The sequence below is a fragment of the Streptomyces sp. NPDC037013 genome (assembly GCF_055607265.1).
The window spans coordinates 926,344-948,401 of record NZ_JBVJRV010000001.1; the positions used below are offsets into that span (position 1 = coordinate 926,344).

Sequence of the window (22,058 nt, forward strand, 5' to 3'; positions counted from 1 at the left end):
GCAACTGTGCCGCCGAACGTCCTTCGCCGGGCCGTCCGCACACGCTCCGTGACTCTCCTGGTTGCGGTGTGCAGCGGCACGGAGCGGAGTGGAGGGGAGGCGTGCGTCGTCCGTGGCGAGAGTCGATTCTGCCCGTCGCGCGCTCCAAGGGAGTGATCACCCATGACGCAGGGCGAGGCCTTCACCAATCCCGACGGGCTTGCGGGCCTGACGGCCTATGACCAGACCGGCGAGAAGATCGGCAGCGTCGAGCAGGTCTACCTCGACGACCGCAGCGGTCGTCCCGAGTGGGTGACCGTCAAGACCGGTCTCTTCGGCATGAAGCAGAGCTTCGTCCCGCTCGAAGGCGCCCGTCGCCAAGAGGACCAGCTGCATGTGGCGACCACCAAGGAGGCCGTGAAGGAGGCCCCGCGCGTGGACGCCGACCAGCACCTCGAGCCGGAGCAGGAGCACGAGCTGTACCGCCACTACGGGCTCGCCCGCCCGGAGGCCACCGCTGGTGGCATGGCGGGCGGCATACGCCCGGGCGCGCCGACGGCGGGCGGCCGTGGCCGCGCCGACATGGCCGGAGCGGGTGCGGGCGGTCGTGAGTTCGCGACGCGTGCCGGTGCCACCGGCGACCGCAAGGGCGACGAGATGATCCGCTCCGAGGAGCGGCTGCGCGTCGGCACGGAGGAGGAGACGGTCGGCAAGGCCAGGCTGCGCAAGGTCGTCGTCACCGAGAACGTGACGACGTCCGTACCGGTCTCCCACGAGGAGGTCCGCGTCGTCCGCGAGCCCATCCGCGAGGGTGACGGCACGCGCGCCAAGATCGGCGAGGAGGAGGCCGAGGTCACCCTGCACGCCGAGAAGCCCGTGGTCCGCAAGGAAGCGGTGCCCGTCGAGCGTGTCCGCCTGGAGACGGAGAAGGTCACAGAGAACCGCGAGGTCTCGGACCAGGTCCGCAAGGAGCAGATCGAGTACGACCAGGCCAAGGGCGAGCGGAGCCGCGGTGGCATGAAGGGCGAGGACTGGCGCGACCGCAAGCAGGGCCCGCGCCACTGACACCACTCAGGGCTCCCGCCGGGGGCAGCTGAAGGTGTGGGGAGGGAACACTCGGCACGAGTGTTCCCTCCCTTTCGCGTGCGCCGGAGAGTGGCCGGAGAAGCGGTGGAGGAAAGCCCGGAGCGTGGCCGGGGCACGCTATAACTGGTGGTCATGCGTTCGGGACTTGACTGATCGCGTGCGTCTATTGACGTGGATCGTTCAGGAAATTTATGGTCCCTGGACCCTCGCAGGCGAACCAGAGTGACGGAGAACAATGACGTACTCCCTCGGCGTACGGCCACGCGCCGCCCGACTGACCGCGGTCCTCCTGGCCGGCGCGCTCGTCGCCTCGGTGCCGCCGGCGGCCTCGCAGACGGCGCGGGACGCCGCCGTCGCCGAGCCGGCCGCCGCCACCGCAGACACCAACTGCCGCCAGGGTGACGGCTGGACGCTCGGCACCACCCGCCCCGACACGACCGACACCCATCACGCCTTCGTCGGAAACGGCTACCTGGGCCAGCGCGTGCCGCCCAACGGCGCCGGCTACGCGGACAGCCAGGCCAAGACGGGCTGGCCGCTGTTCACCCCGCGCTACGACGGCTCCTTCGTCGCCGGCCTGTACGCGCACAACAAGCGGACCGCCGGGGACCGGCAGGCCGTCGCGGCCCTGCCCACCTGGTCCGCGCTCACCCTCCGCACCGGCGGAGCACACGGAGACACCTTCAACTCTTCGACACCGAACGGCCGCATCTCCCACTACCGCCAGTCGCTGTTCCTCCACTGCGGCGTGGTACGTACATCGCTGACGTGGACCGCCGCCGACGGCCGCAGGACCGACCTCGTGTACGAGGTGCTCGCCGACCGTGCCGACCCGCACGTGGGCGCCGTCCGCATGACGATGAGGCCGCACTGGAGCGGCAGGGCGACCGTCACCGATCTGCTGGACGGCCGCGGCGCGCGACGGATCCGGCAGACCGGCGGCGGCGACCGCACCGAAGGCCACCGGGCCGCGGGACCGGCCGCGCCCACCATGGACGTGGCCTTCCGCACCGACGGCACGAACGTCGACGGAGCCGTCGCCTCCACCCTCCGCGCCGGAAGCGCGGCACACGGAATCAAGACCCAACGAGCTGGCGGGGCGGAGAAGCTGACGTCCCGCCAGTCGCTGGCTCTGCCGGTCCGCCGCGGCCGGTCGTACGACTTCACCAAGTACGTGGGCGTCGACACGGGACTGACCTCGCGCACCCCGCGCCGGGACGCCACCGCGACCTCCCGGCACGCCGCCGACCGGGGCTGGCAGGAACTCCGGCGCTCCCACACCGCCGCCTGGTCGCGACTGTGGCGCAGCGACATCGAGGTGCCCGGGCAGCGCGACATGCAGGCGTGGGTGCGCTCGGCACAGTACGGACTCCTCTCAAGTACGCGTCGGGGAGCGGCCAACAGCATCGCCCCGGCGGGGCTGACCAGCGACAACTACGCGGGCCTCGTCTTCTGGGACGCCGAGACCTGGATGTACCCGGGGCTGCTCGCCACCCGCCCCGAACTGGCCGCGTCCGTGGTCGACTACCGCTACCGCACCCGCGCAGGGGCACGTGAGAACGCCCGCCGGCTCGGCTACAGCGGGCTCTTCTACCCCTGGAACAGCGGGAGTTCGGGCGACCTCGCCAAGGAGTGCCACAGCGTCGACCCGCCGCACTGCCGCACCCAGATCCACCTCCAGTCCGACATCTCCCTGGCCACCTGGCAGTACTACCTGGCCACGAAGGACACGCGGTGGCTGCGCGAGCGCGGCTGGCCGGTGATGAAGGGCATCGCCGAGTTCTGGGCGGACCGCGTCAGCCGGAACAAGGACGGCAGCTACTCGATCAAGGACACGGCCGGCCCCGACGAGTACAGCAACGGCGTCGACGACGCGGTCTTCACCAACGCGGGCGCCGTCACCGCCCTGCGCCACGCCACCCGCGCCGCCGAACTCCTCGGCGAGCGGGCCCCCGCCGCCTGGACGTCGATCGCCGACCGCATCCGGATCCCCTACGACGCCGGGCGCAAGGTCTTCCGGCAGTACGACGGTTACGACGGCAGCACCATCAAGCAGGCCGACACGGTCCTGCTGATGTACCCGCTGGAGTGGCCGATGCCCGAGGGGGCCGCGGCCGGCACCCTCGACTATTACGCGCAGCGCACCGACCCGGACGGACCCGCCATGACGGACTCGGTCCACGCGATCGACGCGGCGGGGATCGGTGAGCCCGGCTGCTCGACGTACACCTATCTGGAACGCTCCATCAAGCCGTTCGTACGCGGCCCCTTCGCCCAGTTCTCGGAGGCGCGCGGCGACAAGGCGGGCGCCGAGGATCCTCTGGCGGGCTCGCCCGCGCACGACTTCCTCACCGGCAAGGGCGGTTTCCTCCAGGTCTTCACCAACGGCCTGACCGGCCTGCGGATGCGGGAGGACCGCCTGCGCCTCGACCCGATGCTGCCCCCGCAACTCCACGAGGGCGTCAACCTCCGCGGGCTGACCTGGCAGGGGCGTACGTACGACATCGAGATCGGCGCACACCACACCACCGTGCGTCTGACGGGCGGCGAGCCGATGACGCTCGACACCCCGCAGGGCGAGCAGATCGTCGGCAAGGACGCCCCGGTCGTCCTCAAGACCCGCCGCCCCGACCTCACCCCCACCACCAACGCGGCCCGCTGCGCCCGCGCCACGGCCTCCTCCCAGCAGCCCGGCATGTACGCGAACGCCGCCGTCGACGGCAACACGGCCACGGGGTGGGTCCCGGACGCCGCGACCGGCCGGCTGACGACGGACCTGGCAAAGCCCGTCCAGGTCAGGAAGGTCACCCCCACCTGGACCGACACAAAACCCACCGCCCACACCGTGGAACTCTCCCTCGACGGCCACCACTGGCACCGGGCGAAGGCGGACGACACACGACTCGCGCGGTACGTACGGGTGACGGTGCGCGGCGAAGCGGACGCGAAGAAGCACCCGGGAATCGCCGAACTGACGGTGAACTGACGCCGAGCGGTGGGGGGAGCGGAGGGAGCTGGGCCGCTCCCTCCGCTCGCCCTCGCGGCGTTGTCAGACCCGGCTGTTACGTTCCGGGCATGATGAAGCGCGTGCCGTACACCGGCGGTGAGAAAGAGAGCCTGCACGTCAGCCTCGACCGACACCGTGACGTGGTCTCGTGGAAGCTGGAGGGTCTGGACGACGCCGCGCTGCGGCGGCCGATGACACCCTCGGGGACGAGTCTGCTGGGCCTGGTCAAGCATCTGGCGGCCGTCGAGTACGGCTGGTTCTGCACGGCGTTCGGCCGGGAGACCGAGCCGTTCTGGTTCGACCCCCTCACCGACGACGACATGGCGGCGGCCCCCGGCGAGACGACCGCTCAGATCGTCGAGTTCTACGCGCGGGCCAGAGCCGCCGCGGACGCGGTCATCGATGAGCTGGACCTCGACGCCCTGGGGACGTCCTGGGACGGCAAGACGGTCTCCATGCGCTGGGTGCTGATCCACATGATCGAGGAAACCGCCCGGCACGCGGGGCACATGGACATCGTCCGCGAACTCATCGACGGTGCCGCGGGCGATCACCCCGGTCGGTGATCACCGTGCCGTCGCTCCGGCGCCGGGGCACCCGCCGCGCCCCCGGGAGGCGGGGTCCTCAACGGGCGTGGCCCAGCGGGCACATCGTCTCGTCGCCGCGCTGCCAGTGCCGGGCGCAGTAGGGGACGTCGCACTCGGCGCAGAAACCGGCGTCGCCCTTGAGGCCGGCCGTCTGGACGCGCGCGAAAGTGCGGGGATAGCGGAAGGCTCTTCGGTAACGCTCGGCGTCTTCGGCGGAGATGTTCTCACCCACGCCGTTCGTGTGGTCCTCGCTCTCCACGGTGAACCACCAGAGGGTGGGGCTCCTCGACGAGGCGTAGGCGGCTCGGCGCACCGCGTCCCAGCGCGGCTGGCTGACGGGATCCGTGCCGGGCGGGGTGAATTCCAGGTGCGCGACACGGGTCTTGCACACCGTGCAGGCCACGTACAGGACGAAGAGGAGCGAGGGGGCTTGCTTCATGGCGGTGGGCCTTGTAGGTGGCGCGGACTCTGCGATCGACGGAACGCATCTTTGCACAGTGCAACCCGGAAGAGAGCGGGAAGGGAAAGGGACGTGTGGCGGGGGGCGAAGGCAAGCCCCCCGCCGGGCGGACCATGCGGGCCGTCAGGACGCGGACAGCTCCTCGCGGACTGTCCTGGCCGCCGCGACCAGGTTCTCCAGGGACGAGCGGGTCTCCGGCCAGCCGCGCGTCTTCAGGCCGCAGTCCGGGTTGACCCACAGCCGGTCGGCGGGGATCGCTTCAAGCCCCGTGCGCAGGAGGGCCGCCGCCTCCTCGACGCTCGGCACGCGCGGGGAGTGGATGTCGTACACGCCGGGCCCGGCCTCGCGCGGATAGCCGTGGGCGGCGAGTTCGCGGGCGACCTGCATGTGTGAGCGGGCCGCCTCCAGGCTGATGACGTCGGCGTCGAGGTCGTCGATGGCCCGGACGATGTCGCCGAACTCGGCGTAGCACATGTGCGTGTGGATCTGCGTGTCCGGACGCACCCCGCTCGTGGTGAGGCGGAACGCCTCCGTGGCCCACGCCAGGTAGGCGGCACGGTCGGCGGCGCGCAGCGGCAGCGTCTCGCGCAGCGCCGGCTCGTCGACCTGGATGACCGACGTACCGGCCGCCTCCAGCTCCACGACCTCCTCGCGCAGGGCGAGGGCGACCTGCCGCGCGGTGTCGGCGAGCGGCTGGTCGTCGCGGACGAAGGACCAGGCGAGCATGGTGACCGGCCCGGTCAGCATGCCCTTGACGGGACGGACGGTGAGGGACTGCGCGTACGTGGTCCAGCGCACCGTCATCGGCTCCGGCCGCGCGATGTCGCCGGCGAGGATCGGCGGCCGCACGTAGCGGGTGCCGTACGACTGGACCCAGCCGTGCTGCGTGGCGAGGTAGCCGGTGAGCTGCTCGGCGAAGTACTGCACCATGTCGTTCCGCTCGGGTTCACCGTGCACCAGGACGTCGATGCCCGCCTTCTCCTGGAAGGAGATGACCTCCCGGATCTCGGCCCTGATGCGCTCCTCGTACCCCGCCTCGTCGATCCGTCCGGCCCTCAGGTCGGCGCGGGCCGACCGCACTTCTCCGGTCTGCGGGAAGGAGCCGATGGTCGTCGTCGGCAGCAACGGCAGGCCGAGGCCCGCGCGTTGGGCAGCCGCCCGCTCGGCGTACGGCTGGGCGCGGTGGACGTCGGCCCGCGTGACGGCCGCGGCGCGGGCGCGCACCGCCGGGTCGCGGGTGATGGGGGAGTTGGCGCGGGACGCCAGGTCGGCGCGGTTCGCGGCGAGCCGGGCGGAGATCGTGTCGGTGCCGCGCGCGAGGCCCTGGGCGAGGGTGACGATCTCCGCGGTCTTCTGGCGGGCGAAGGCGAGCCAGCGCAGGATCTGCGGCTCGATGTCCCGTTCGAGGGCGGCGTCGATGGGGACGTGCAGGAGGGAGCAGGAGGCGGCGACGTCGACCCGGCCGGCCAGGCCGAGCAGGGTGCCGAGCGTGGCCAGGGACTTCTCCAGGTCGTTGACCCAGATGTTGCGGCCGTCGACGACACCGGCGACCAGCCGCTTCCCGGGCACTCCGCCGACGGCGGCGAGCGCGTCGAGGTTGGCGGCGGCCGGCCCCGTGAAGTCGAGGGCGAGTCCGTCGACCGGCGCCTTGGTGAGCACGGGAAGGGCGTCGCCGAGCCGGTCGAAGTACGAGGCGACCAGGAGCTTGGGCCGGTCGGTGAGGGCACCCAGGTCGCGGTAGGCGCGGGCCACGGCGTTCAGTTCGGCGGGAGTCCGGTCCTGGACGAGGGCGGGCTCGTCCAGCTGCACCCATGTGGCGCCGGCCGCGTGCAGGTCGGCGAGGACTTCGGCGTAGACCGGGAGCAGCCGGTCGAGGAGCGTCAGCGGATCGAAGTCGGCGGGCACCCCGGGCGCGGGCTTGGCCAGCAGGAGGTAGGTGACCGGTCCGACGAGGACGGGCCGCGCGGTCAGCCCCAGCGCGTGGGCCTCCGCGAACTCGGCGACCTGCTTGGAGGAGTCCGCCGTGAACACGGTGCCAGGACCCAACTCGGGCACGAGGTAGTGGTAGTTGGTGTCGAACCACTTCGTCATCTCCAGCGGCGCCACGTCCTGGGTGCCGCGAGCCATCGCGAAGTAGCCGTCCAGCGGGTCCGCTTCGACGGCGTGACGGTGGCGTTCGGGAACCGCGCCGACCATGACGGTCGTGTCCAGGACGTGGTCGTAGTACGAGAAGTCGCCGGTCGGGACCTCGTCGATCCCGGCGTCGGCCAGTTCGCGCCAGTTCGAACGGCGGAGCTCGGCGGCGGCGTCCCGGAGGGCGTCCGCGGTGACACGGCCCTTCCAGTAACCCTCGATCGCCTTCTTGAGTTCGCGGTTCCGGCCCTGGCGGGGGTAGCCGTACACGGTGGCCCGTGCTGCCGCGGCTGCGGGCTTGGTGGTCACGGAGATCTCCTTCGCGAGATGAATCCCTGAGATCCCGGCGACGGGACGCGAGCGCGAAGGGTGACGCACCTGACGGGACCGGATCGCGCGTTGGCGCGGACGCCCGTCTGGTATGCACGCCGACCCGCCCACGAGGTCACCGGGATATCCGCGCACGAGTGGTTCGCGCACGGACAGCGGGCAGGTCTTCGGACTCGCGGGCGCGTCCTCGTGAAGGAGGACCCCTACTGGCCGTCGCTTCCCAGGACCGGTCGTGCGGTCCCAGTGCGTGTGACGGCGGTCGTTCCCGCTCACCGCTGCGGGGCAGTCCCGGATTTCCACCGGGTTCCCTCTTGCGACGCTCCCGCCTGGCGGGCGGGGCGAACCAGCTGCGTCGATCACCTTACGGGGCCGTCCGCGAAATCGGCTACTCCCCGCACTCCCGGGCCCGCCGCCCGGCGCCGCTGATCAGGTCGACGCGCTGCCCCGCCCCTTCCTTGAGGACGTAGAGGGTGCCGTCGGTGGGGGACCAGTCGCGGGGGGCGAGGAAGACGCGGTCACCGGAGACGTGGAAGAGGCGCAGGCCCGCGTATTCGTACGCGTACTGGCTGCCCTTGTCGGTGACGCGCCGGAAGCAACTGCCGCCGCCCCGGATCATCAGGTCCTTCTCGCTGAAGACGACCACTGCGGGAAAGCCGTCGCGCAGGGTCCGCTCGGTGAGTTCCGCGCGGCCCCGGCCCGCGATGGCCGCGTACGACGACACGGCCCAGAACAGCGAGAGCACGCAGATGAAGAGGGTGAGCCCCCAGAGCCGCAGGTCCCGGCGATCACGGGTACGGGCGTACGCGCTGAGCGAGAACCCGCCGATCGCGGAGAGCGGCAGCACCAGGTCGAACAGCCAGGGGCTGAGCGGATACAGCGGGGTGAGGGCGACGGGCACCGTCCAGGCGTGGCGCAGGACCCGAACGGCACGGGCGAGCCGTTCCGGTTCACCCGCGGCCCGGCGCAGCAGCCCGAGCACGCCGAGCGCGACGCCCGCCGCGAGCCAGGCGGGAAGGTAGAGGGCGCTGACGCTGCGCAACAGGTAGTCGCTGGTGGAGAGGTGGAATACGGTGTCGCGCAGCCCGAGCGCCTTGGTCTCCGCGTCGGTGCTCGCCCAGCCGAAGTAGAAGAGCACCGCGGTCAGCAGGGTGACCAGGGATCCGATGGCTCCGACGACCTCCATCCAGCTGATCCGGGGTTCGGCGGGGTCGGGGGGAGACGGTGGGGGTGACGGGTCCGGCGGGTCCGGTGGGTCCGGCGGGGGTGGTGGGGACGCGGGCTCCGGGTCGGGGTCGGGGTCGGGTTCAGGGCCAGGCTCAGGGGCCGGGGGTTCGCTCATCGGAAGAGTACGGTCGTCGCACCGGGGGAGCGGTGGGGCCGGGCGGTCGGGGACGCGAACGAGGACGAGGTCGTGGGCGAGCCGGAACCGGAGCCGGACGGCGACCGTGGGACACCGCTCCAATCGAGGGTGAACGCGGCCCGCGCGGCGATCCTGACGCCGCTCTTCGTCACGAGCGTCACGTCGATCGCCGTCGGGCGTCGGCCGCCGAATCCGTCCGGCCCCGGAAGGTCGACGGCGACGGTCCCGTCCTTGCAGCACAACACCCTTTTGTCCAGGCCGTCGAAGGGCTTCAGGACGATCGGGGCGGTCAGTTCCGGCGCACGCAGCTCCACGGTCGCCGGGGCGTCGGGCCACGTGCCGTGGAAGCCGGCCGTGTCGCCCGGAGTGACGCTGAGGCGCGTGGCGGCGATCTTGTTGGGGCAGGCCGCACTGCCCGGCGGTGCGGAGCGCAGCACCACTCGCTCGTCGCGGTGCCGCTGGTAGTAGGCGACGAAGCGTCGCAGGACGGCGTACGCGTCACCGTCCTTGCACAGGTACTCGGCGTTCGCGGGCCGGTAACCGCTCGCACGCAGGCCCGCTTCCGCTTTGATCGCGATGGCGAGTCCGTCGGCCTCGCCCTGCGCGGCCTTGCAGATACCGGCGAGGCCCTCGATGACCTTCCAGGAGGCCGGACTCGCCGAGTTCCCATTCCCCTTGTCGGCGGCGGTCGCGCTGCTGTAGGCCTCCCGGCACTCGCCTCGCTGGAGCAGGTCGTACAGACTGTCGGGCTCGAACAGGTCGTCGACGTTGGGTGACTTGGGCCCCCATGGCAGCCAGGCGGGCACCTCTCCGCCTCCGTGCTCCCCGCCACCGCCATCGCCGCCGGCCCGGGTGCCGTCGCGGTCGCGGTTCCGGTCCCCGTCGCTGCCACCGGTCTGCCACTCACCGCCTGCCGTACCGCCCGTCGTACCGTGCGTCGTTCCGCCCGACGTGCCGGCTGTGGTGCCGCCCGTCGTGGTGGTGGTGCCGGGCGCGGTCCCGGGGCCGACGCCTCCGGTGTCCGTCCCCGCGCTCGTACCGCTCTCCAGGGAACCGCCGCCGCTTCCGCCGCCCCGCGCGCCGCCATCGAGGGACCCGACACCTCGAATCCCGAAGAACAGGCCCAGCACGAGAACGAACCCGACGACGGCGAAGACCCATACCGGCACCCGCGCGGAAGCCGGACCGAAGCGAACAGCCATGACGCAACCCCCGTTTCGCCTCCTTCCATGATGCTGCCGAGAGGGGGTGCCCGGCATGCGTTTGCGTCGGAAGGCGGGGATTCCGGAGGCGGGGATTTGGCAGACCGGGGTCGTGTCACGGATTCACGGCTTCCAGTACAGCGCCGGGTCGGGGTGGTCGACGAAGCCCAGGTCCCGGTAGAGCGGCTCACCTTGGGACGACGCGTACAGGTCCACGCGGGAGGCCTCCCGTTCGTGGAACCAGTCGAGTAGGGCCCGCATGATCGCGCGGCTGTGGCCGCGCCGCCGGTACGCGGGGTCGGTGACCACGCCGATCACATGGCCGACGCGGCCGTTGCGGTTGTGCGGGCCGGGGAACCACTGGTCGACGGTGCCGATGCCGCAGGCGGCGAGGCCGTCCTCGCCGTCCACGACGAGGATGCGTGCGGAGTCGGCGGTCAGCCGGTCCCGCAGGACCAAGGTGAGGTTCCGGCGCCAGTCGTCCTGGCCCGGCGCGGGGTTGAAGTAGTCGCCGCCGAGTGTCTCGAAGAGCAGTGCCCGCAGGCGTACGAGTTCGGGGAGGTCGGCCTCCACGGCCTGGCGGACTTCGGTGCGGAGGAGGGTGGGTCGTCCGGTGGGCTGGATCATGCGGATCAGCCTCATGTAAGGGCCTTGTGCATCACAACCCTTACACGAGAAAGCTGTTGATCGCGGACGGACGGCGCGGTAGGAAGACGGCATGACGACACTTGGCGTGGTGTTCCGCCCCCAACTTCCCCCTGAGCGGCTGCGCGACGTGGTGCGCACGGCCGAAGCCGCGGGACTCGCGGAGCTGTGGCTCTGGGAGGACTGCTTCCTGGAGAGCGGTATCGCCGCCGCGGCCGCTGCTCTCGCCTGGTCCGAGCGGCTGCGCGTCGGCGTCGGCCTGCTCCCGGTGCCGCTGCGGAACGTGGCTCTCACCACGATGGAGGCCGCCACGCTGCACCGGCTGTTCCCGGGCCGGGCGATGCTCGGCATCGGGCACGGCGTGCAGGACTGGATGGGGCAGGTGGGCGCCCGCGTGGAATCACCACTGACGTTGCTGCGCGAACATCTCCACGCGATGCGTGCCTTGTTGGCGGGTGAGCGGGTGACGGCGAAGGGGCGTTACGTCCGGCTGGACGGTGTGAAGCTCGACTGGCCGCCCCCGGCAGCCCCTCCGGTCTACGCGGGCGCGCGCGGCCCGCGCTCGGTCCGGCTCACCGGTGAGGCCGCGGACGGCACGATCCTGGACGCGAGTGCGTCACCCGAGAGTGTTCGTCGAGCGCGCCAACTCATCGCGGAGGGACGGGAGTCGGCCGGGCGCGGCGGTGACTCGCACCACCCCGTCGTCGTCTACCTCCTCGCGGCGACGGGGCCGGACGGCGCGGCGCGGCTGAACGCCGAAATCCGGCACGAGGGCTGGGAGGAAGCCTCGGGGGTGGGTGTCGCCGGGGACGCGGCGGAGGTCGCGGAAGCCGTCCGGAGGCTGGCCGGAGCGGGGGCGGACACGGTCGTGCTGCAGCCCACCGCCGACGAACCGGACCCCGAGGGTTTCATCCGCTTCGTCGCGGACGAGGTGGGCCCGCTGGTGGCCTGAGACCAGACGTGTGTGTGCTGCCCGGCGCGGGGAGTCCGTCTCCCTCGCGCCGGGTCCCGGCCGTCACGCGCCGGGCGCGGGGTCCTTCAGGCACAGGCCGTTCTCCCAGATCTTGTTGAGCGTGGTGACGAGCCGCTCGTACGGAACGCGCTGCCCGAGCACGAACACCATGTAGGCCATCCGGCTCACCATCACGGACAGCGCGTGCGCGGTGACGAGCGGGTCCAGCTCCGTGTCGGCCTGCCCGTTCTCCTGGAGGGTGCGGATCAGCTTGGCGTTGCGCCGCGCGAAGGCGTTGCCTCGCTCGATGCGCAGCGCCATGAACTGCTCGTCGATCTGGGCGACTTGCTCGAACAGCGCCATGAGACGGGCGTTCTTCTTGTACGCGCGCAGATACTCGCGGTTCGAGGCGTCGATGAGCTCACGGGGATCGGTGATGCCGGTGCGCTCGCGCAGGTGCGGGTGGAGCATCTCCTCCTGCACCTGCTCGACCAGCGCCTGGAAGATCTCTTCCTTGCTGTTGAAGTACGTGTAGAACGACCCGGAGGCGACGTGGGCCGCCTTGGAGATGTCCGTGATGCGGGCGTCCAGATATCCGTCGCGCTCGAAGACCTCGCGGGCGGCGGCGATCAGGGCGTTGCGCGTCCTGACGCCGCGGGCGCTGCGGGGTGTGATCGGTTGCTTCTGGCCGCCGTCTGCGGCCGGGGCCTGGGCAGCCACTGCGATCCATTCACTGTCGGTCGAACCTGCACGTATCGGTGGCAGCGGATGCTATCAGCCGATGTCGGCGAGGAATTCCAGGAGCACGGCGTTGACCTCGTCGGCCCGCTGCTGCTGGACCCAGTGGCCCGCCCCGTCGAGGACGACGTTCCCGCGCTGGTCGGCCAGCATGTGGTCGAGGTCCTTCGCCGGCATGAACTGCGCCACGACGTCCCGGGAACCGGTGAGGAAGAGCGCGGGCTGCGTGACGCGGCGGTCGGCCAGATGCTCGGTCAGCGCCCAGTTCCGGTCCAGGTTGCGGTAGTAGTTCAGACCGCCGGTGAACCCGGTCCGCTCGAACGTCTCCACGTAGTAGGCGAGTTCGTCCTCGTCGAGCCATGGGGGCGGCGCGAGCTCGTCCTCGGAGCGCTCGGTCCGCTCGGCCCACCGGGCGGAGTAGATCTCCTTGGAGACGAGGGTCCTGCGCACGTCGCGGCCGAGGGCCTCGTCGGCGACGCCCGGCTCCTGGAACCACACCATGTAGAAGTCGTCGCCGAGGCGCTTGCGCATGATGGGCAGGGGCGGGGCCGGGGCCCGCCGCGACACGGGCACGCTCAACCCGGCCACCGCGCGCACCCGCTCCGGATGGGCCAGCGCGAGCTGCCACACCACGGCGGCACCCCAGTCGTGCCCCACGAACACGGCGTCTTCCGCGCCCACGTCGTCGAGGATCGCGCAGAGGTCGCCGCAGAGCGTCAGGATGTCGTACGCGGAGACGTCGGCGGGCCGGGAACTCCCGCCGTATCCCCGCATGTCCGGGACCAGGACGCGGTATCCCGCATCGGCCAGCGCGAAGAGCTGGTGCCGCCAGGAGAAGGCGAGCTCCGGGAAGCCGTGGCACAGCACCACGAGGGGCTTGCCCGCCTGCGCCTCGCCGTGGTCGAAGACCCGGAGCGTGACATCGCCGGACGTGACCTCGCGCGTGGCGACGCGCTCCCACTCGGCGATCGGGATGTGTGTCCTCATGCGGGGGATCTCCTCGGGGCTGTGGGGGCCGGGGTGGAGTGTGCAACTCGTCTGGCTGGAGGTGGTTTTCCAGGTACTGAACTTGACGTTGGGTTCAAACATACAGGGGCGACCACCGGCCGCGCCGCCTCTTGAACCTGAACCCGGATTCAAATACGTTGACGGGGTCCGGACGAGTGAAGGTGCGGTGCCATGAGTGACGTGCGTGCGCGCGGTGCGGTCCTGTTCGACTTCGGCGGGGTGCTGACCACGAGCGTCGTCGCCGCCTTCGAGGAGCTGGGCAGGGAACTGGCCGACGATCCGAGGCTGCTGCTCCGGCTGCTCTCCCAGGACGCCGAGGGCAGTGCGCTGCTCGTGGCCCATGAGGAAGGGCGCATCGACGAGGGGGAGTTCGAGGACGGCCTCGCCGCCCGGCTGCGCGCGCACGGGGTGGCCGTCGAGGGGCGCGGTCTGGTGCGCCGGCTCCAGGTAAAGCTGGCCCCGGATCCCGACACGATCGCCCTGGTGGCGAAGGTACGGGCCGACGGATACCGGGCCGGTCTCCTCTCCAACTCCCTCGGGGACGACTGCTACACGGGCTTCGACCTGCCCGCCCTGTTCGACGCCGTGACGGTCTCCGGGGAGATCGGCGTACGCAAACCCTCGCGCCGGGCCTACGCCATCGCCTGCGAGCGCCTCGGCGTACGGCCCGAGGAGACCGTCATGGTCGACGACCTGGCGCAGAACATCGAGGCGGCCGGGCGGCTCGGCATCGCCGGGATCGTGCACCGCGACGCGGCCACCACGGCGGCGGACCTCGCACGGCTCCTCGGCCCCGTTCGCGCCCCAGGCGGCTGACCCCGCCCGTCGGCTCCCGACCGCGCGGCGGTGTATCCAGGGGGCCGCCGCGCCCCCAGACTCAGACCCGGACCAAGACCGTTGGAGGACCCGTGTTCGACGTGACCGACAGGGCCAAGGAGTACCAGGAGAGGCTGCTCGCCTTCATGGACGAGCACATCTACCCCGCCGAGGCGGTGTACGAGGCGCAGATGAGGGAGTCGGGCGATCCGCACTTCCAGCCCCCGGTCCTTGAGGAGCTCAAGGCGGAGGCGAAGCGCCAGGGTCTGTGGAACCTCTTCCACCCGCACCCCGAGTGGGGACCCGGCCTGACCAACCTGGAGTACGCGCCGCTCGCCGAGATCATGGGCCGCAGCGCCCACCTCGCCCCCGAGGCCACCAACTGCAACGCGCCGGACACCGGCAACATGGAGGTCCTGACGCTCTTCGGCACCGAGGAGCACAAGGAGAAGTGGCTCAAGCCGCTGCTCGCCGGTGAGATCGCGTCCGCGTTCGCGATGACCGAACCGGCGGTCGCCAGCTCCGACGCCCGCAACATCGAGATGCGGATGGTCCGCGACGGCGACGAGTACGTCCTCAACGGCCGCAAGTGGTGGACCTCCAACGCCCTGCACAGCAACTGCCGGGTGCTGATCGTGATGGGCAAGACCGACCCGGACGGGCCGAGTCACCGCCAGCAGAGCATGATGGTCGTTCCGCTCGACACCCCGGGCCTCACGGTCCTGCGCGGCCTGCCCGTCTTCGGCTACCAGGACCGCGAAGGCCACGCGGAGGTGCTCTTCGAAGACGTACGCGTCCCGGTCACCGCCCTGCTCGCGGGCGAGGGCGACGGCTTCATGATCAGCCAGGCGCGGCTCGGCCCCGGCCGCATCCACCACTGCATGCGCACGATCGGCATGGCGGAGCGCGCCCTCGACCTGATGATCGACCGCGCCCGGTCACGTACGACGTTCGGGGCGCCCCTCTCGGAACGGGCCAACATCCAGGACTGGATCGCCGAGTCCCGCATCGAGATCGACATGGCCCGCCTGCTCACCCTCAAGGCCGCCCACCTGATGGACACCGTCGGCAACAAGGAGGCCCGCACGGAGATCGCCGCCATCAAGGTCGCCGCGCCCGAGGTCGCCCTCAAGGTCGTCGACCGCGCGATCCAGGTGCACGGCGGCGCCGGCGTCAGCGACGACTTCCCGCTCGCGAGCATGTACGCCCACCTGCGCACCCTGCGTCTGGCCGACGGTCCCGACGAGGTGCACAAGCGCACCATCGCCGTGCGCGAACTGCGGCGCCGCGAGGCCGAGCTGAGCGCGCGATGAGCGGCCCGCGGAAGGTGCCGAGCGGCTCGCTGGAAGGGAAGGTCGCCGTCGTCACGGGTGCGTCGCGGGGCATCGGCCTCGCGGCGGCCGCGGCCCTGCGCGACCGCGGGGCCCGGGTCGTGGTGACCTCGCGCAGCGCGGAGCGCGCCAAGGAGGCGGCCGGTGAACTCGGCGGCGGCGTCGAGGGATTCGGCGCCCACGCCACCGACGAGGAAGCGGCGCGGGCCTGCGTCGAGCACACCGTGACCACGTACGGACGCCTGGACATCCTGGTCAACAACGCCGGTACGAACCCCGCGTACGGCCCCGTCATCGACCAGGACCACGGCCGCTTCGCCAAGACGATGGACGTCAACCTGTGGGCGCCGATCCTCTGGACGTCGCTCGCCGTGAAGGCGTGGATGGGGGAGCACGGCGGATCCGTCGTCAACACCGCCTCGATCGGCGGGCTTTCGGTTGCTCAGGACGTCGGCATCTACCACGTCTCCAAGGCCGCGCTCATCCACCTCACCAAGCAACTCGCCCTGGAACTCGGCCCGAAGGTCCGGGTCAACGCCATCGCCCCCGGCGTCGTCCGCACCAGGCTCGCCGAGGCCCTGTGGCAGGAGAACGAGACGCGGGTCGCCGCGGCCACCCCGCTCGGCCGCATCGGCGAGCCCGAGGACCTGGCGGAGGCCGTGGCGTTCCTCGCCGGTGACGGGGCTCGCTGGATCACGGGTGAGACGCTCGTCGTGGACGGCGGTCAGCTGCTGGGCTCGGGACCGCTCTGAGAGCCGCATATATCGGGGCGGGCCGGCAGCCGGGCTCGGTCCGGCAGCACCCGCCCCAGCCGTGCCAGCGGCGACAGGGCCATGTACACCGGGGACAGCGTCAGACCGACGGCCGCCACCAGCAGGGCCGGACGCGGCCCCGACGCCTCGGCGAGGAAGCCGCCGAGCAGTGAGCCGAGCGGGGTCAGCCCCATGCTCGCGAAGTTGATGGTGGCGACGACCCTGCCCTGGAGGTGGGCGGGGGTGGCGGTCTGACGGACGGCCATCATGGTGACGTTCACCAGTTGCCCGAACGCGCCGAAGACGAAGTTGATGCCCATGAGCAGGCACACCGTCGAGGTCGTCGACCCGTGCAGGGCCGGGACCAGGAGGAGCACCCCGTCTCCGAGCGCCGCGGCGGCCACCATCACCCGGCCGTGGCCGAACCGCCCCGGGAGCCGCGCGGCGAGCAGCGACCCGACGAGCGCGCCCGGGCCCGTCGCGGCGAGGACGAGTCCCACGGCCGCGCCCGAGAGGTGCAGCCCGCGCGGCAGGAAGAGCAGGTACACCGTCATCAGGGCCGCGAGGAAGAACTGGAAGACCGCCGAGGCCAGCCCCACGGCCCGCAGCACGGGGTGCCCGCGGACGAGGCGCAGGCCTTCCAGGATCTGCCTCCCCGTACCGGCGGACCGCTCCACGGTGGGCAGGGCCTCACGCCGCCGGATGCCCCCGGCCGACAGCGCCGACAGCGCGAGGAAGAAGGCGCTCGCCGCCGCGGCGACCGGCGCGGAAAGCAGGGAGACCAGCGCGCCCCCGAGTGCCGGCCCGCCGATCTGTGCCGCCGACCTGCTGCCCTCCAGCGCGCTGTTGCACCGCGCCAACTGGTCGCGCCGCACCAGCCGTACCAGACACGCCTGGTACGCCACGTCGAAGAAGACGCCGAGCGCGCCGACCGCGAAAGCGACGACAAAGAGCAGCGGAAGCCCCAGCACGCCCAGGAGGTACGCGAGGACGACGGCGGCCAGCGCGAGCACGCGCCCGGCATCGGAGAGGCCCATGACGTCGCGGGCGCGGCGGCGGTCCACCCACGCCCCGGCGAACAGGGAGAACAGCAGGATCGGCGCCTGTTCCACCGCGCGCAGCGCGCCGAGTCGGCCGGTGGAGGCGTCGAGGGTGAGGACGGCGACGAGCGGCAGGACGACCTGGGCGGCCTGCGCCCCGAGTTGGGAGGTGATATGCCCCCACCAGAGCAGACGGACATCACGGTCGCCGAGCAGGGTGCCGGAGGCACGCGAGAGGGACGGCACAACAACCCCTTGAAGGAGCCGGGAAAGCGGAGAAAGGCTCGCTGTGCCGCGGGTCCGGCGAATGCCGCAGGTACGGGCAGCACGCGATGACGGTTCGAACGACCTGAACGTCAGCGCGTGCTCGTGCGACCGGGCATCTCAACTCCTGGGAGGGGCGGGCGCGTTACGGGGGCGATGTTACCGGGAGGGACGGACGTGACGGAAAGGATTACTCCGTACCGCGACACGTCGCCTGCCGTTCGCCCGGACGTAACCCGCTGTCGCCCCGGGGCCGCGAGCATCTGGGCTCCGGTCGAGATCCTTCCGCGGTACCCCGAGGGGACAACGTTGCAACGCCCACGCCCACACCGACGTCCAGGACGTACGTACCGAGGCGCGAGAGCCCGCGCGGCGGTCTCGCTGACGGCGTTGCTATCGCTCTCCCTCGCGGGATGCGGGGTCGCCGGTCTCGGCGGCGACGACGGGGACGGGGCTGGGCGGGCCCCCGCCGGGGCCGCGGCCGACGCGGCGATCGACTGCGCCGACACCGGCCGGGTCCCCGGCACCGGTTCGAGCGCCCAGCAGAACGCGATGAAGTACTGGATCAAGCACTACCAGAGCGCGTGCCCCGGGGTGCGGATCGCGTACAACCCCATCGGATCGGGTGCGGGCGGCGCGCAGTTCCTGCGGGGCGCGACCGCGTTCGGCGGGTCTGACAGCGCGCTGCGACCCGAAGAGGTCGAGCGTTCCAAGGAGGTCTGCGCGGGTGGCCGCGCCATCGACCTGCCCATGGTCGGCGGCCCCATCGCCATCGGCTACGACGTGCCCGGCGTGGACGACCTCGTCCTCGACGCGCCCACCCTCGCCAGGATCTTCGACCGGAAGATCACCACCTGGGACGACCCGGAGATCCGCCGCCTCAACCCCGACGCCGACCTGCCGTCCATGCCGGTCCGCCCCGTGCACCGCTCGGACGACTCCGGCACCACCCAGAACTTCCAGGCCTACCTCGCGGGCGCCGCCCCGAAGGCCTGGCCCCACCCGGCGGGCAAGGCCTGGCAGGGCATGGGCGGTCCGTCGGCGAGCGGGTCCGGCGGTGTCTCCTCGGAGGTGACGACGGGCGTCGGCGCGATCGGCTACTTCGAGCTGTCGTTCGCCCGGGCCCGGCAGATCAAGACCGTGAGCATCGACACGGGCGCGCCCGCCCCGGTGGGACCGACCCCGGCGACGGCGTCGGCCGGTATCGCCCAGGCCCGGGTCGCGGGCCGGGGCAACGACCTGACGCTGAAGTTCCGTTACGGCGCCTCGACCCCGGGCGCGTACCCGATCGTCCAGGTCACGTACGAGATCGTCTGCGACAGGGGCAACCAGCGGGAGACCCTGCCCGCGCTCAAGTCGTTCCTGACGTACACCGCGAGCAGGGAGGGGCAGAAGGACCTGTCCCGCCTCAGCTACGCCCCGCTGCCGGAGTCCGTCGCCGGCCGGGTCCGCGCCGTGGTCCGCACGCTGGCCTGACGCGGGGCCCGGGGCCCGAGGCCCCGCCCGAGCCCGGCGCTCGGTCCCCACCTCGCGGAAGTGGCCGGGCCGGGTGCGAGACTGACCGTATGTTCGCGGAGATCATGACAGCGGCGGGGGTACTCGCCGTGCTCACGGTGGTGCCCGGTCCCGACATGGCCGTCGTCACGCGGCGGGCGGTGGGCGCGGGACGGCGCGACGGGCTGCGCACGGTCGGCGGGATCACCGCCGGGCTGCTGGTCTGGGGCGTGCTGACCGTCGCCGGACTCGCCGCCCTGCTGGCCGCGTCGGCCACCGCCTATACGGTCGTCAAGCTGCTCGGCGCCGCGTACCTGGTCTTCCTGGGAGCGCAGGCGCTGTGGAAGAGCCGCCGGAGCGGGCGGCCGGCCGCAGGAACCGCTCAGGGCCGGGCGAAGACCGGCGGCAACCCGTGGACCACCGGTCTCGTCAGCAATGTGCTCAACCCCAAGATCGCCGTCTTCTACACGGGCCTGCTGCCCACCCTCGCACCCCGCTCCCTCCCCTCCCACCTGGGCATGGCCCTCCTCGTCCTCCTCCACGCCGCCCTCACGCTGGGCTGGCTCGGCGGGTACGTCATGGTGCTCACCCGGGCCCGCGCCTTCTTCGAGAAGCCCGCGGTGCGCAGGGCACTTGACCGCGTGACGGGCGTCGTCCTCGTCGGCTTCGGCCTGAAGGTGGCGACGGCCGGGAACTGAGGTGAGGGCCCAGTCCGGTTGAGTACCCGTACTCATGATCGGGAGCCGTCGACTCGCGGAAGCTGGACGTACACGGTGGGATGCACCACCCGACGGCAAGGAGTCAACAGTGGCCAGGAACATCCGGATCCGCCCGGTCTCGCGCGCGATCGGCGGCCGCACCGCACGGTCCGTCGTGGGACTCGTGCTGGCGGGCGTGACGGCCGCGGTGCTCACCGGCTGCTCCACGGCGGACGCGACGTGCGGCGGCGACGAGTACCCCGTGCTGGCGGTGGGCGGCAGCGGATCGGCCTGCGCACCCAAGGGCGAGGAACCGCCGAAGGGGTACGCCCGCTACCCCGAGGGGAAGGTCCCCGAGCACGTCGGGGACAAGTGGGACACCTACTGGGAGACGCACACCCTCGACGAGAACGGAAAGATCATCAAGCTGAAGGACGGCCAGTGAGGGCGATCCCGGCGTAGTGGTCCCGGCGCTCTCCCGTCCGGACCGGCGAACACCTCGGTGCCGCACGTCACATGAGGGGCGCGGAACCCGAGCGGGTCGCGGGCCGACTCCTGGACCGGTCCGGCCACAGCCGGGCCGCGGCCGTCGATCCAGGAGAGCACCACATGCCCGCCCAGCCCACCCTCACCGAAGGCGACCGGCAGCCGCCCGCCGAGCCCCCGAAGCCACCGCGAGCCACGGAACCCCGGCCCTCGTCCGGGTGGCGGTCCGGCTGGGCATCGCTGCGCCCGCTGGTGCTGCGCCTGCACTTCTGGGCGGGCGTGCTGATCGCCCCGTTCCTGCTGGTGGCCGCGGTGACGGGCCTCCTCTACGCGGGCTCGTACGAGGTCGAGAAGTACGTCTACGCCGACGAACTCCGCGTACCCGTCCCCGCGGACCGCACGGAGCTGCCGCTCGCCGACCAGGTGGCCGCGGCCCGCAAGGCACACCCCGAGGGCACGGTCGGCGCGGTCCGGCCGGCGCCGGAGGCGGGCGCCACCACCCGCGTCCTGCTGTCCGGGGTGCCGGGCGTGGACGCCGACCACACCCTCGCCGTCTTCGTGAACCCCTACACCGGCGATGTGCGCGGCGCGTTGGAACAGTACGGCTCGTCCGGCGCGCTGCCGTTGCGCGCCTGGATCGACGGACTCCACCGGGATCTCCACCTCGGCGAACCGGGCCGCCTGTACAGCGAACTCGCGGCCAGCTGGCTGTGGGTGGTCACGGGCGGTGGTCTCGTCCTCTGGTTCGGCAGGCGCAGGTCACGGCGGAAGCTCAGGGGTACGGCGGCCCGCACGCGCCGTCGCACGCTGGCGCTGCACGGCTCGGTCGGCGTGTGGGCGGCCGTCGGCCTCTTCCTGCTCTCGGTGACGGGGCTGACGTGGTCGACGTACGCGGGCGAGAACATCGGGGACCTGAGGGAGGCCATCGGCCAGACCACCCCCGCGGTCTCTACGAGCATTACCCCCGCCGAGGGAGCGGCCGCGACCGCCTCGAAGCCCGCGGGCAACCCCGGTGACCACTCCGAGCACATGGGTGCCGGCGCGGGCACCGCCCCCGGGGGCGGCAAGGGCGCGGCGGACGTCGGAGTGGACGCCGTCCTGAAGTCCGCCCGCGACCAGGGGCTCTCGAACCCCGTGGAGATCGTTCCGCCGTCCGACACCTCCGGATCGTCCGCGTACGTCGTCAAGCAGATCCAGCGCAGTTGGCCCGAGAAGCAGGACTCGGTCGCCGTGAACCCGGCGAACGGCGAGGTCACCGAGGTGCTGCGGTTCGACGACTACCCGCTCCTCGCCAAACTGACGCGCTGGGGCATCGACGCGCACATGGGCACCCTCTTCGGTCTGCCCAATCAGATCGCGCTGGCCGCCCTCGCCCTGTGCCTGATCCTGTCGATCGTGTGGGGGTACCGCATGTGGTGGCAGCGCGGCCGCGGCTCCTCCTTCGGCCGCCCCCTGCCGCGCGGGGCCTGGCAGCACGTACCGGCCCGCATCCTGACGCCGCTCCTGGCCGCGATCGCCGTCCTCGGCTACTTCATGCCGCTGCTTGGCATTCCGCTCGCGGCCTTCCTGGCCCTGGACATCGTGCTGGGCGAGATCGCGTACCGGCGGGGGGAGCGGACGTACGCTTGATCGGCTGACAGGCGCGGGCGTGGGCGTGGGCTTTTGGGCCGCGGATGGATTCCTGGGGAAC

General features: G+C 71.8%; 19 protein-coding genes and 1 riboswitch. Of the genes, 11 read left to right on the forward strand and 8 right to left on the reverse strand.

What is annotated here, in order from left to right; all coding sequences use genetic code 11:
* Positions 1–162 precede the first annotated feature (162 nt).
* The 3 genes from ACZ7DY_RS03960 to ACZ7DY_RS03970 all read left to right on the forward strand — a co-directional run bounded on the left by ACZ7DY_RS03960 (position 163) and on the right by ACZ7DY_RS03970 (position 4,638).
* Positions 163–1,044, forward strand: a complete 882-nt coding sequence (locus ACZ7DY_RS03960) for a PRC and DUF2382 domain-containing protein (protein WP_471129616.1) — start codon at positions 163–165, stop codon at positions 1,042–1,044.
* 256 nt (positions 1,045–1,300) lie between these two features.
* On the forward strand, positions 1,301–4,051 hold the full coding sequence (locus ACZ7DY_RS03965; protein WP_471129619.1) for a discoidin domain-containing protein: 2,751 nt from the start codon (positions 1,301–1,303) through the stop codon (positions 4,049–4,051).
* A 92-nt stretch (positions 4,052–4,143) separates the two neighbouring features.
* Positions 4,144–4,638 (forward strand): DinB family protein, encoded by a 495-nt coding sequence (locus ACZ7DY_RS03970; protein ID WP_469256151.1) that lies wholly within the window; start codon positions 4,144–4,146, stop codon positions 4,636–4,638.
* Between the two features lie 58 nt (positions 4,639–4,696).
* Here ACZ7DY_RS03970 and ACZ7DY_RS03975 read toward each other — a convergent pair whose 3' ends face one another.
* The 5 genes from ACZ7DY_RS03975 to ACZ7DY_RS03995 all read right to left on the reverse strand — a co-directional run bounded on the left by ACZ7DY_RS03975 (position 4,697) and on the right by ACZ7DY_RS03995 (position 10,771).
* Positions 4,697–5,098 (reverse strand): hypothetical protein, encoded by a 402-nt coding sequence (locus ACZ7DY_RS03975; protein WP_471129621.1) that lies wholly within the window; start codon positions 5,096–5,098, stop codon positions 4,697–4,699.
* Between the two features lie 144 nt (positions 5,099–5,242).
* Positions 5,243–7,561 carry a 5-methyltetrahydropteroyltriglutamate--homocysteine S-methyltransferase gene (gene metE, locus ACZ7DY_RS03980; RefSeq protein ID WP_471129623.1) on the reverse strand — a complete coding sequence of 773 codons (2,319 nt, stop codon included), beginning with the start codon at positions 7,559–7,561 and terminating at the stop codon, positions 5,243–5,245.
* Between the two features lie 162 nt (positions 7,562–7,723).
* Positions 7,724–7,945, reverse strand: a riboswitch (cobalamin riboswitch).
* Positions 7,946–7,967: 22 nt separating this feature from the next.
* Positions 7,968–8,765 (reverse strand): hypothetical protein, encoded by a 798-nt coding sequence (locus ACZ7DY_RS03985; RefSeq protein ID WP_471129626.1) that lies wholly within the window; start codon positions 8,763–8,765, stop codon positions 7,968–7,970.
* 152 nt (positions 8,766–8,917) lie between these two features.
* Complete coding sequence (locus tag ACZ7DY_RS03990; RefSeq protein WP_471129629.1) at positions 8,918–10,144, reverse strand: hypothetical protein; 1,227 nt, start codon at positions 10,142–10,144, stop codon at positions 8,918–8,920.
* 123 nt (positions 10,145–10,267) lie between these two features.
* Positions 10,268–10,771 carry a GNAT family N-acetyltransferase gene (locus ACZ7DY_RS03995; RefSeq protein WP_471129631.1) on the reverse strand — a complete coding sequence of 168 codons (504 nt, stop codon included), beginning with the start codon at positions 10,769–10,771 and terminating at the stop codon, positions 10,268–10,270.
* A 91-nt stretch (positions 10,772–10,862) separates the two neighbouring features.
* Here ACZ7DY_RS03995 and ACZ7DY_RS04000 point away from each other — a divergent pair, with 91 nt between their 5' ends.
* Positions 10,863–11,741 carry an LLM class flavin-dependent oxidoreductase gene (locus ACZ7DY_RS04000; RefSeq protein ID WP_471129633.1) on the forward strand — a complete coding sequence of 293 codons (879 nt, stop codon included), beginning with the start codon at positions 10,863–10,865 and terminating at the stop codon, positions 11,739–11,741.
* A 63-nt stretch (positions 11,742–11,804) separates the two neighbouring features.
* On the opposite strand, the gene ACZ7DY_RS04005 is transcribed toward ACZ7DY_RS04000, so the two are convergent.
* Together ACZ7DY_RS04005 and ACZ7DY_RS04010 are read right to left on the reverse strand one after the other, a co-directional pair.
* Positions 11,805–12,461, reverse strand: a complete 657-nt coding sequence (locus tag ACZ7DY_RS04005; protein WP_471129636.1) for a TetR/AcrR family transcriptional regulator — start codon at positions 12,459–12,461, stop codon at positions 11,805–11,807.
* A 54-nt stretch (positions 12,462–12,515) separates the two neighbouring features.
* On the reverse strand, positions 12,516–13,466 hold the full coding sequence (locus tag ACZ7DY_RS04010; RefSeq protein ID WP_471129638.1) for an alpha/beta fold hydrolase: 951 nt from the start codon (positions 13,464–13,466) through the stop codon (positions 12,516–12,518).
* Between the two features lie 192 nt (positions 13,467–13,658).
* Here ACZ7DY_RS04010 and ACZ7DY_RS04015 point away from each other — a divergent pair, with 192 nt between their 5' ends.
* The 3 genes from ACZ7DY_RS04015 (at position 13,659) to ACZ7DY_RS04025 (ending at position 16,386) form a co-directional block, all read left to right on the forward strand.
* Positions 13,659–14,303 carry an HAD family hydrolase gene (locus ACZ7DY_RS04015; RefSeq protein WP_471129640.1) on the forward strand — a complete coding sequence of 215 codons (645 nt, stop codon included), beginning with the start codon at positions 13,659–13,661 and terminating at the stop codon, positions 14,301–14,303.
* Between the two features lie 92 nt (positions 14,304–14,395).
* Positions 14,396–15,616, forward strand: a complete 1,221-nt coding sequence (locus ACZ7DY_RS04020; protein WP_471129643.1) for an acyl-CoA dehydrogenase family protein — start codon at positions 14,396–14,398, stop codon at positions 15,614–15,616.
* Positions 15,613–16,386, forward strand: a complete 774-nt coding sequence (locus ACZ7DY_RS04025; protein WP_471129646.1) for an SDR family oxidoreductase — start codon at positions 15,613–15,615, stop codon at positions 16,384–16,386. The genes ACZ7DY_RS04020 and ACZ7DY_RS04025 overlap by 4 nt, the downstream gene beginning before the upstream one ends.
* Here the strand turns inward: ACZ7DY_RS04025 and ACZ7DY_RS04030 are convergent.
* Positions 16,359–17,672: an MFS transporter gene (locus ACZ7DY_RS04030; protein ID WP_471129648.1), complete on the reverse strand. Its 1,314-nt coding sequence runs from the start codon at positions 17,670–17,672 to the stop codon at positions 16,359–16,361. The genes ACZ7DY_RS04025 and ACZ7DY_RS04030 overlap by 28 nt on opposite strands.
* 408 nt (positions 17,673–18,080) lie before the next feature.
* On the opposite strand from ACZ7DY_RS04030, the gene pstS reads away from it, so the two are divergent.
* The 4 genes from pstS to ACZ7DY_RS04050 all read left to right on the forward strand — a co-directional run bounded on the left by pstS (position 18,081) and on the right by ACZ7DY_RS04050 (position 21,997).
* A complete protein-coding gene (pstS, locus tag ACZ7DY_RS04035; RefSeq protein WP_471129650.1) occupies positions 18,081–19,166 on the forward strand; it encodes a phosphate ABC transporter substrate-binding protein PstS in 1,086 nt (361 codons plus the stop codon).
* 89 nt (positions 19,167–19,255) lie between these two features.
* A complete protein-coding gene (locus tag ACZ7DY_RS04040) occupies positions 19,256–19,882 on the forward strand; it encodes a LysE family translocator (RefSeq protein ID WP_471129652.1) in 627 nt (208 codons plus the stop codon).
* Between the two features lie 148 nt (positions 19,883–20,030).
* A complete protein-coding gene (locus tag ACZ7DY_RS04045; RefSeq protein ID WP_471130218.1) occupies positions 20,031–20,327 on the forward strand; it encodes an SCO0607 family lipoprotein in 297 nt (98 codons plus the stop codon).
* Between the two features lie 164 nt (positions 20,328–20,491).
* The gene (locus tag ACZ7DY_RS04050; RefSeq protein WP_471129654.1) at positions 20,492–21,997 is read left to right on the forward strand and encodes a PepSY-associated TM helix domain-containing protein; all 1,506 of its coding nucleotides are present in this window, start codon (positions 20,492–20,494) and stop codon (positions 21,995–21,997) included.
* Positions 21,998–22,058 lie beyond the last annotated feature (61 nt).

Bases quoted from the DNA above. Each gene is read 5' to 3' on its own strand.
- ACZ7DY_RS03960 (WP_471129616.1), top strand. From the start codon at position 163: ATGACGCAGGGCGAGGCCTTCACCAATCCCGACGGGCTTGCGGGCCTG.
- ACZ7DY_RS03965 (WP_471129619.1), top strand. From the start codon at position 1,301: ATGACGTACTCCCTCGGCGTACGGCCACGCGCCGCCCGACTGACCGCG.
- ACZ7DY_RS03970 (WP_469256151.1), top strand. From the start codon at position 4,144: ATGAAGCGCGTGCCGTACACCGGCGGTGAGAAAGAGAGCCTGCACGTC.
- ACZ7DY_RS03975 (WP_471129621.1), bottom strand. From the start codon at position 5,098: ATGAAGCAAGCCCCCTCGCTCCTCTTCGTCCTGTACGTGGCCTGCACG.
- ACZ7DY_RS03985 (WP_471129626.1), bottom strand. From the start codon at position 8,765: ATGGAGGTCGTCGGAGCCATCGGATCCCTGGTCACCCTGCTGACCGCG.
- ACZ7DY_RS03990 (WP_471129629.1), bottom strand. From the start codon at position 10,144: ATGGCTGTTCGCTTCGGTCCGGCTTCCGCGCGGGTGCCGGTATGGGTC.
- ACZ7DY_RS03995 (WP_471129631.1), bottom strand. From the start codon at position 10,771: ATGATCCAGCCCACCGGACGACCCACCCTCCTCCGCACCGAAGTCCGC.
- ACZ7DY_RS04000 (WP_471129633.1), top strand. From the start codon at position 10,863: ATGACGACACTTGGCGTGGTGTTCCGCCCCCAACTTCCCCCTGAGCGG.
- ACZ7DY_RS04010 (WP_471129638.1), bottom strand. From the start codon at position 13,466: ATGAGGACACACATCCCGATCGCCGAGTGGGAGCGCGTCGCCACGCGC.
- ACZ7DY_RS04015 (WP_471129640.1), top strand. From the start codon at position 13,659: ATGAGTGACGTGCGTGCGCGCGGTGCGGTCCTGTTCGACTTCGGCGGG.
- ACZ7DY_RS04025 (WP_471129646.1), top strand. From the start codon at position 15,613: ATGAGCGGCCCGCGGAAGGTGCCGAGCGGCTCGCTGGAAGGGAAGGTC.
- ACZ7DY_RS04040 (WP_471129652.1), top strand. From the start codon at position 19,256: ATGTTCGCGGAGATCATGACAGCGGCGGGGGTACTCGCCGTGCTCACG.
- ACZ7DY_RS04050 (WP_471129654.1), top strand. From the start codon at position 20,492: ATGCCCGCCCAGCCCACCCTCACCGAAGGCGACCGGCAGCCGCCCGCC.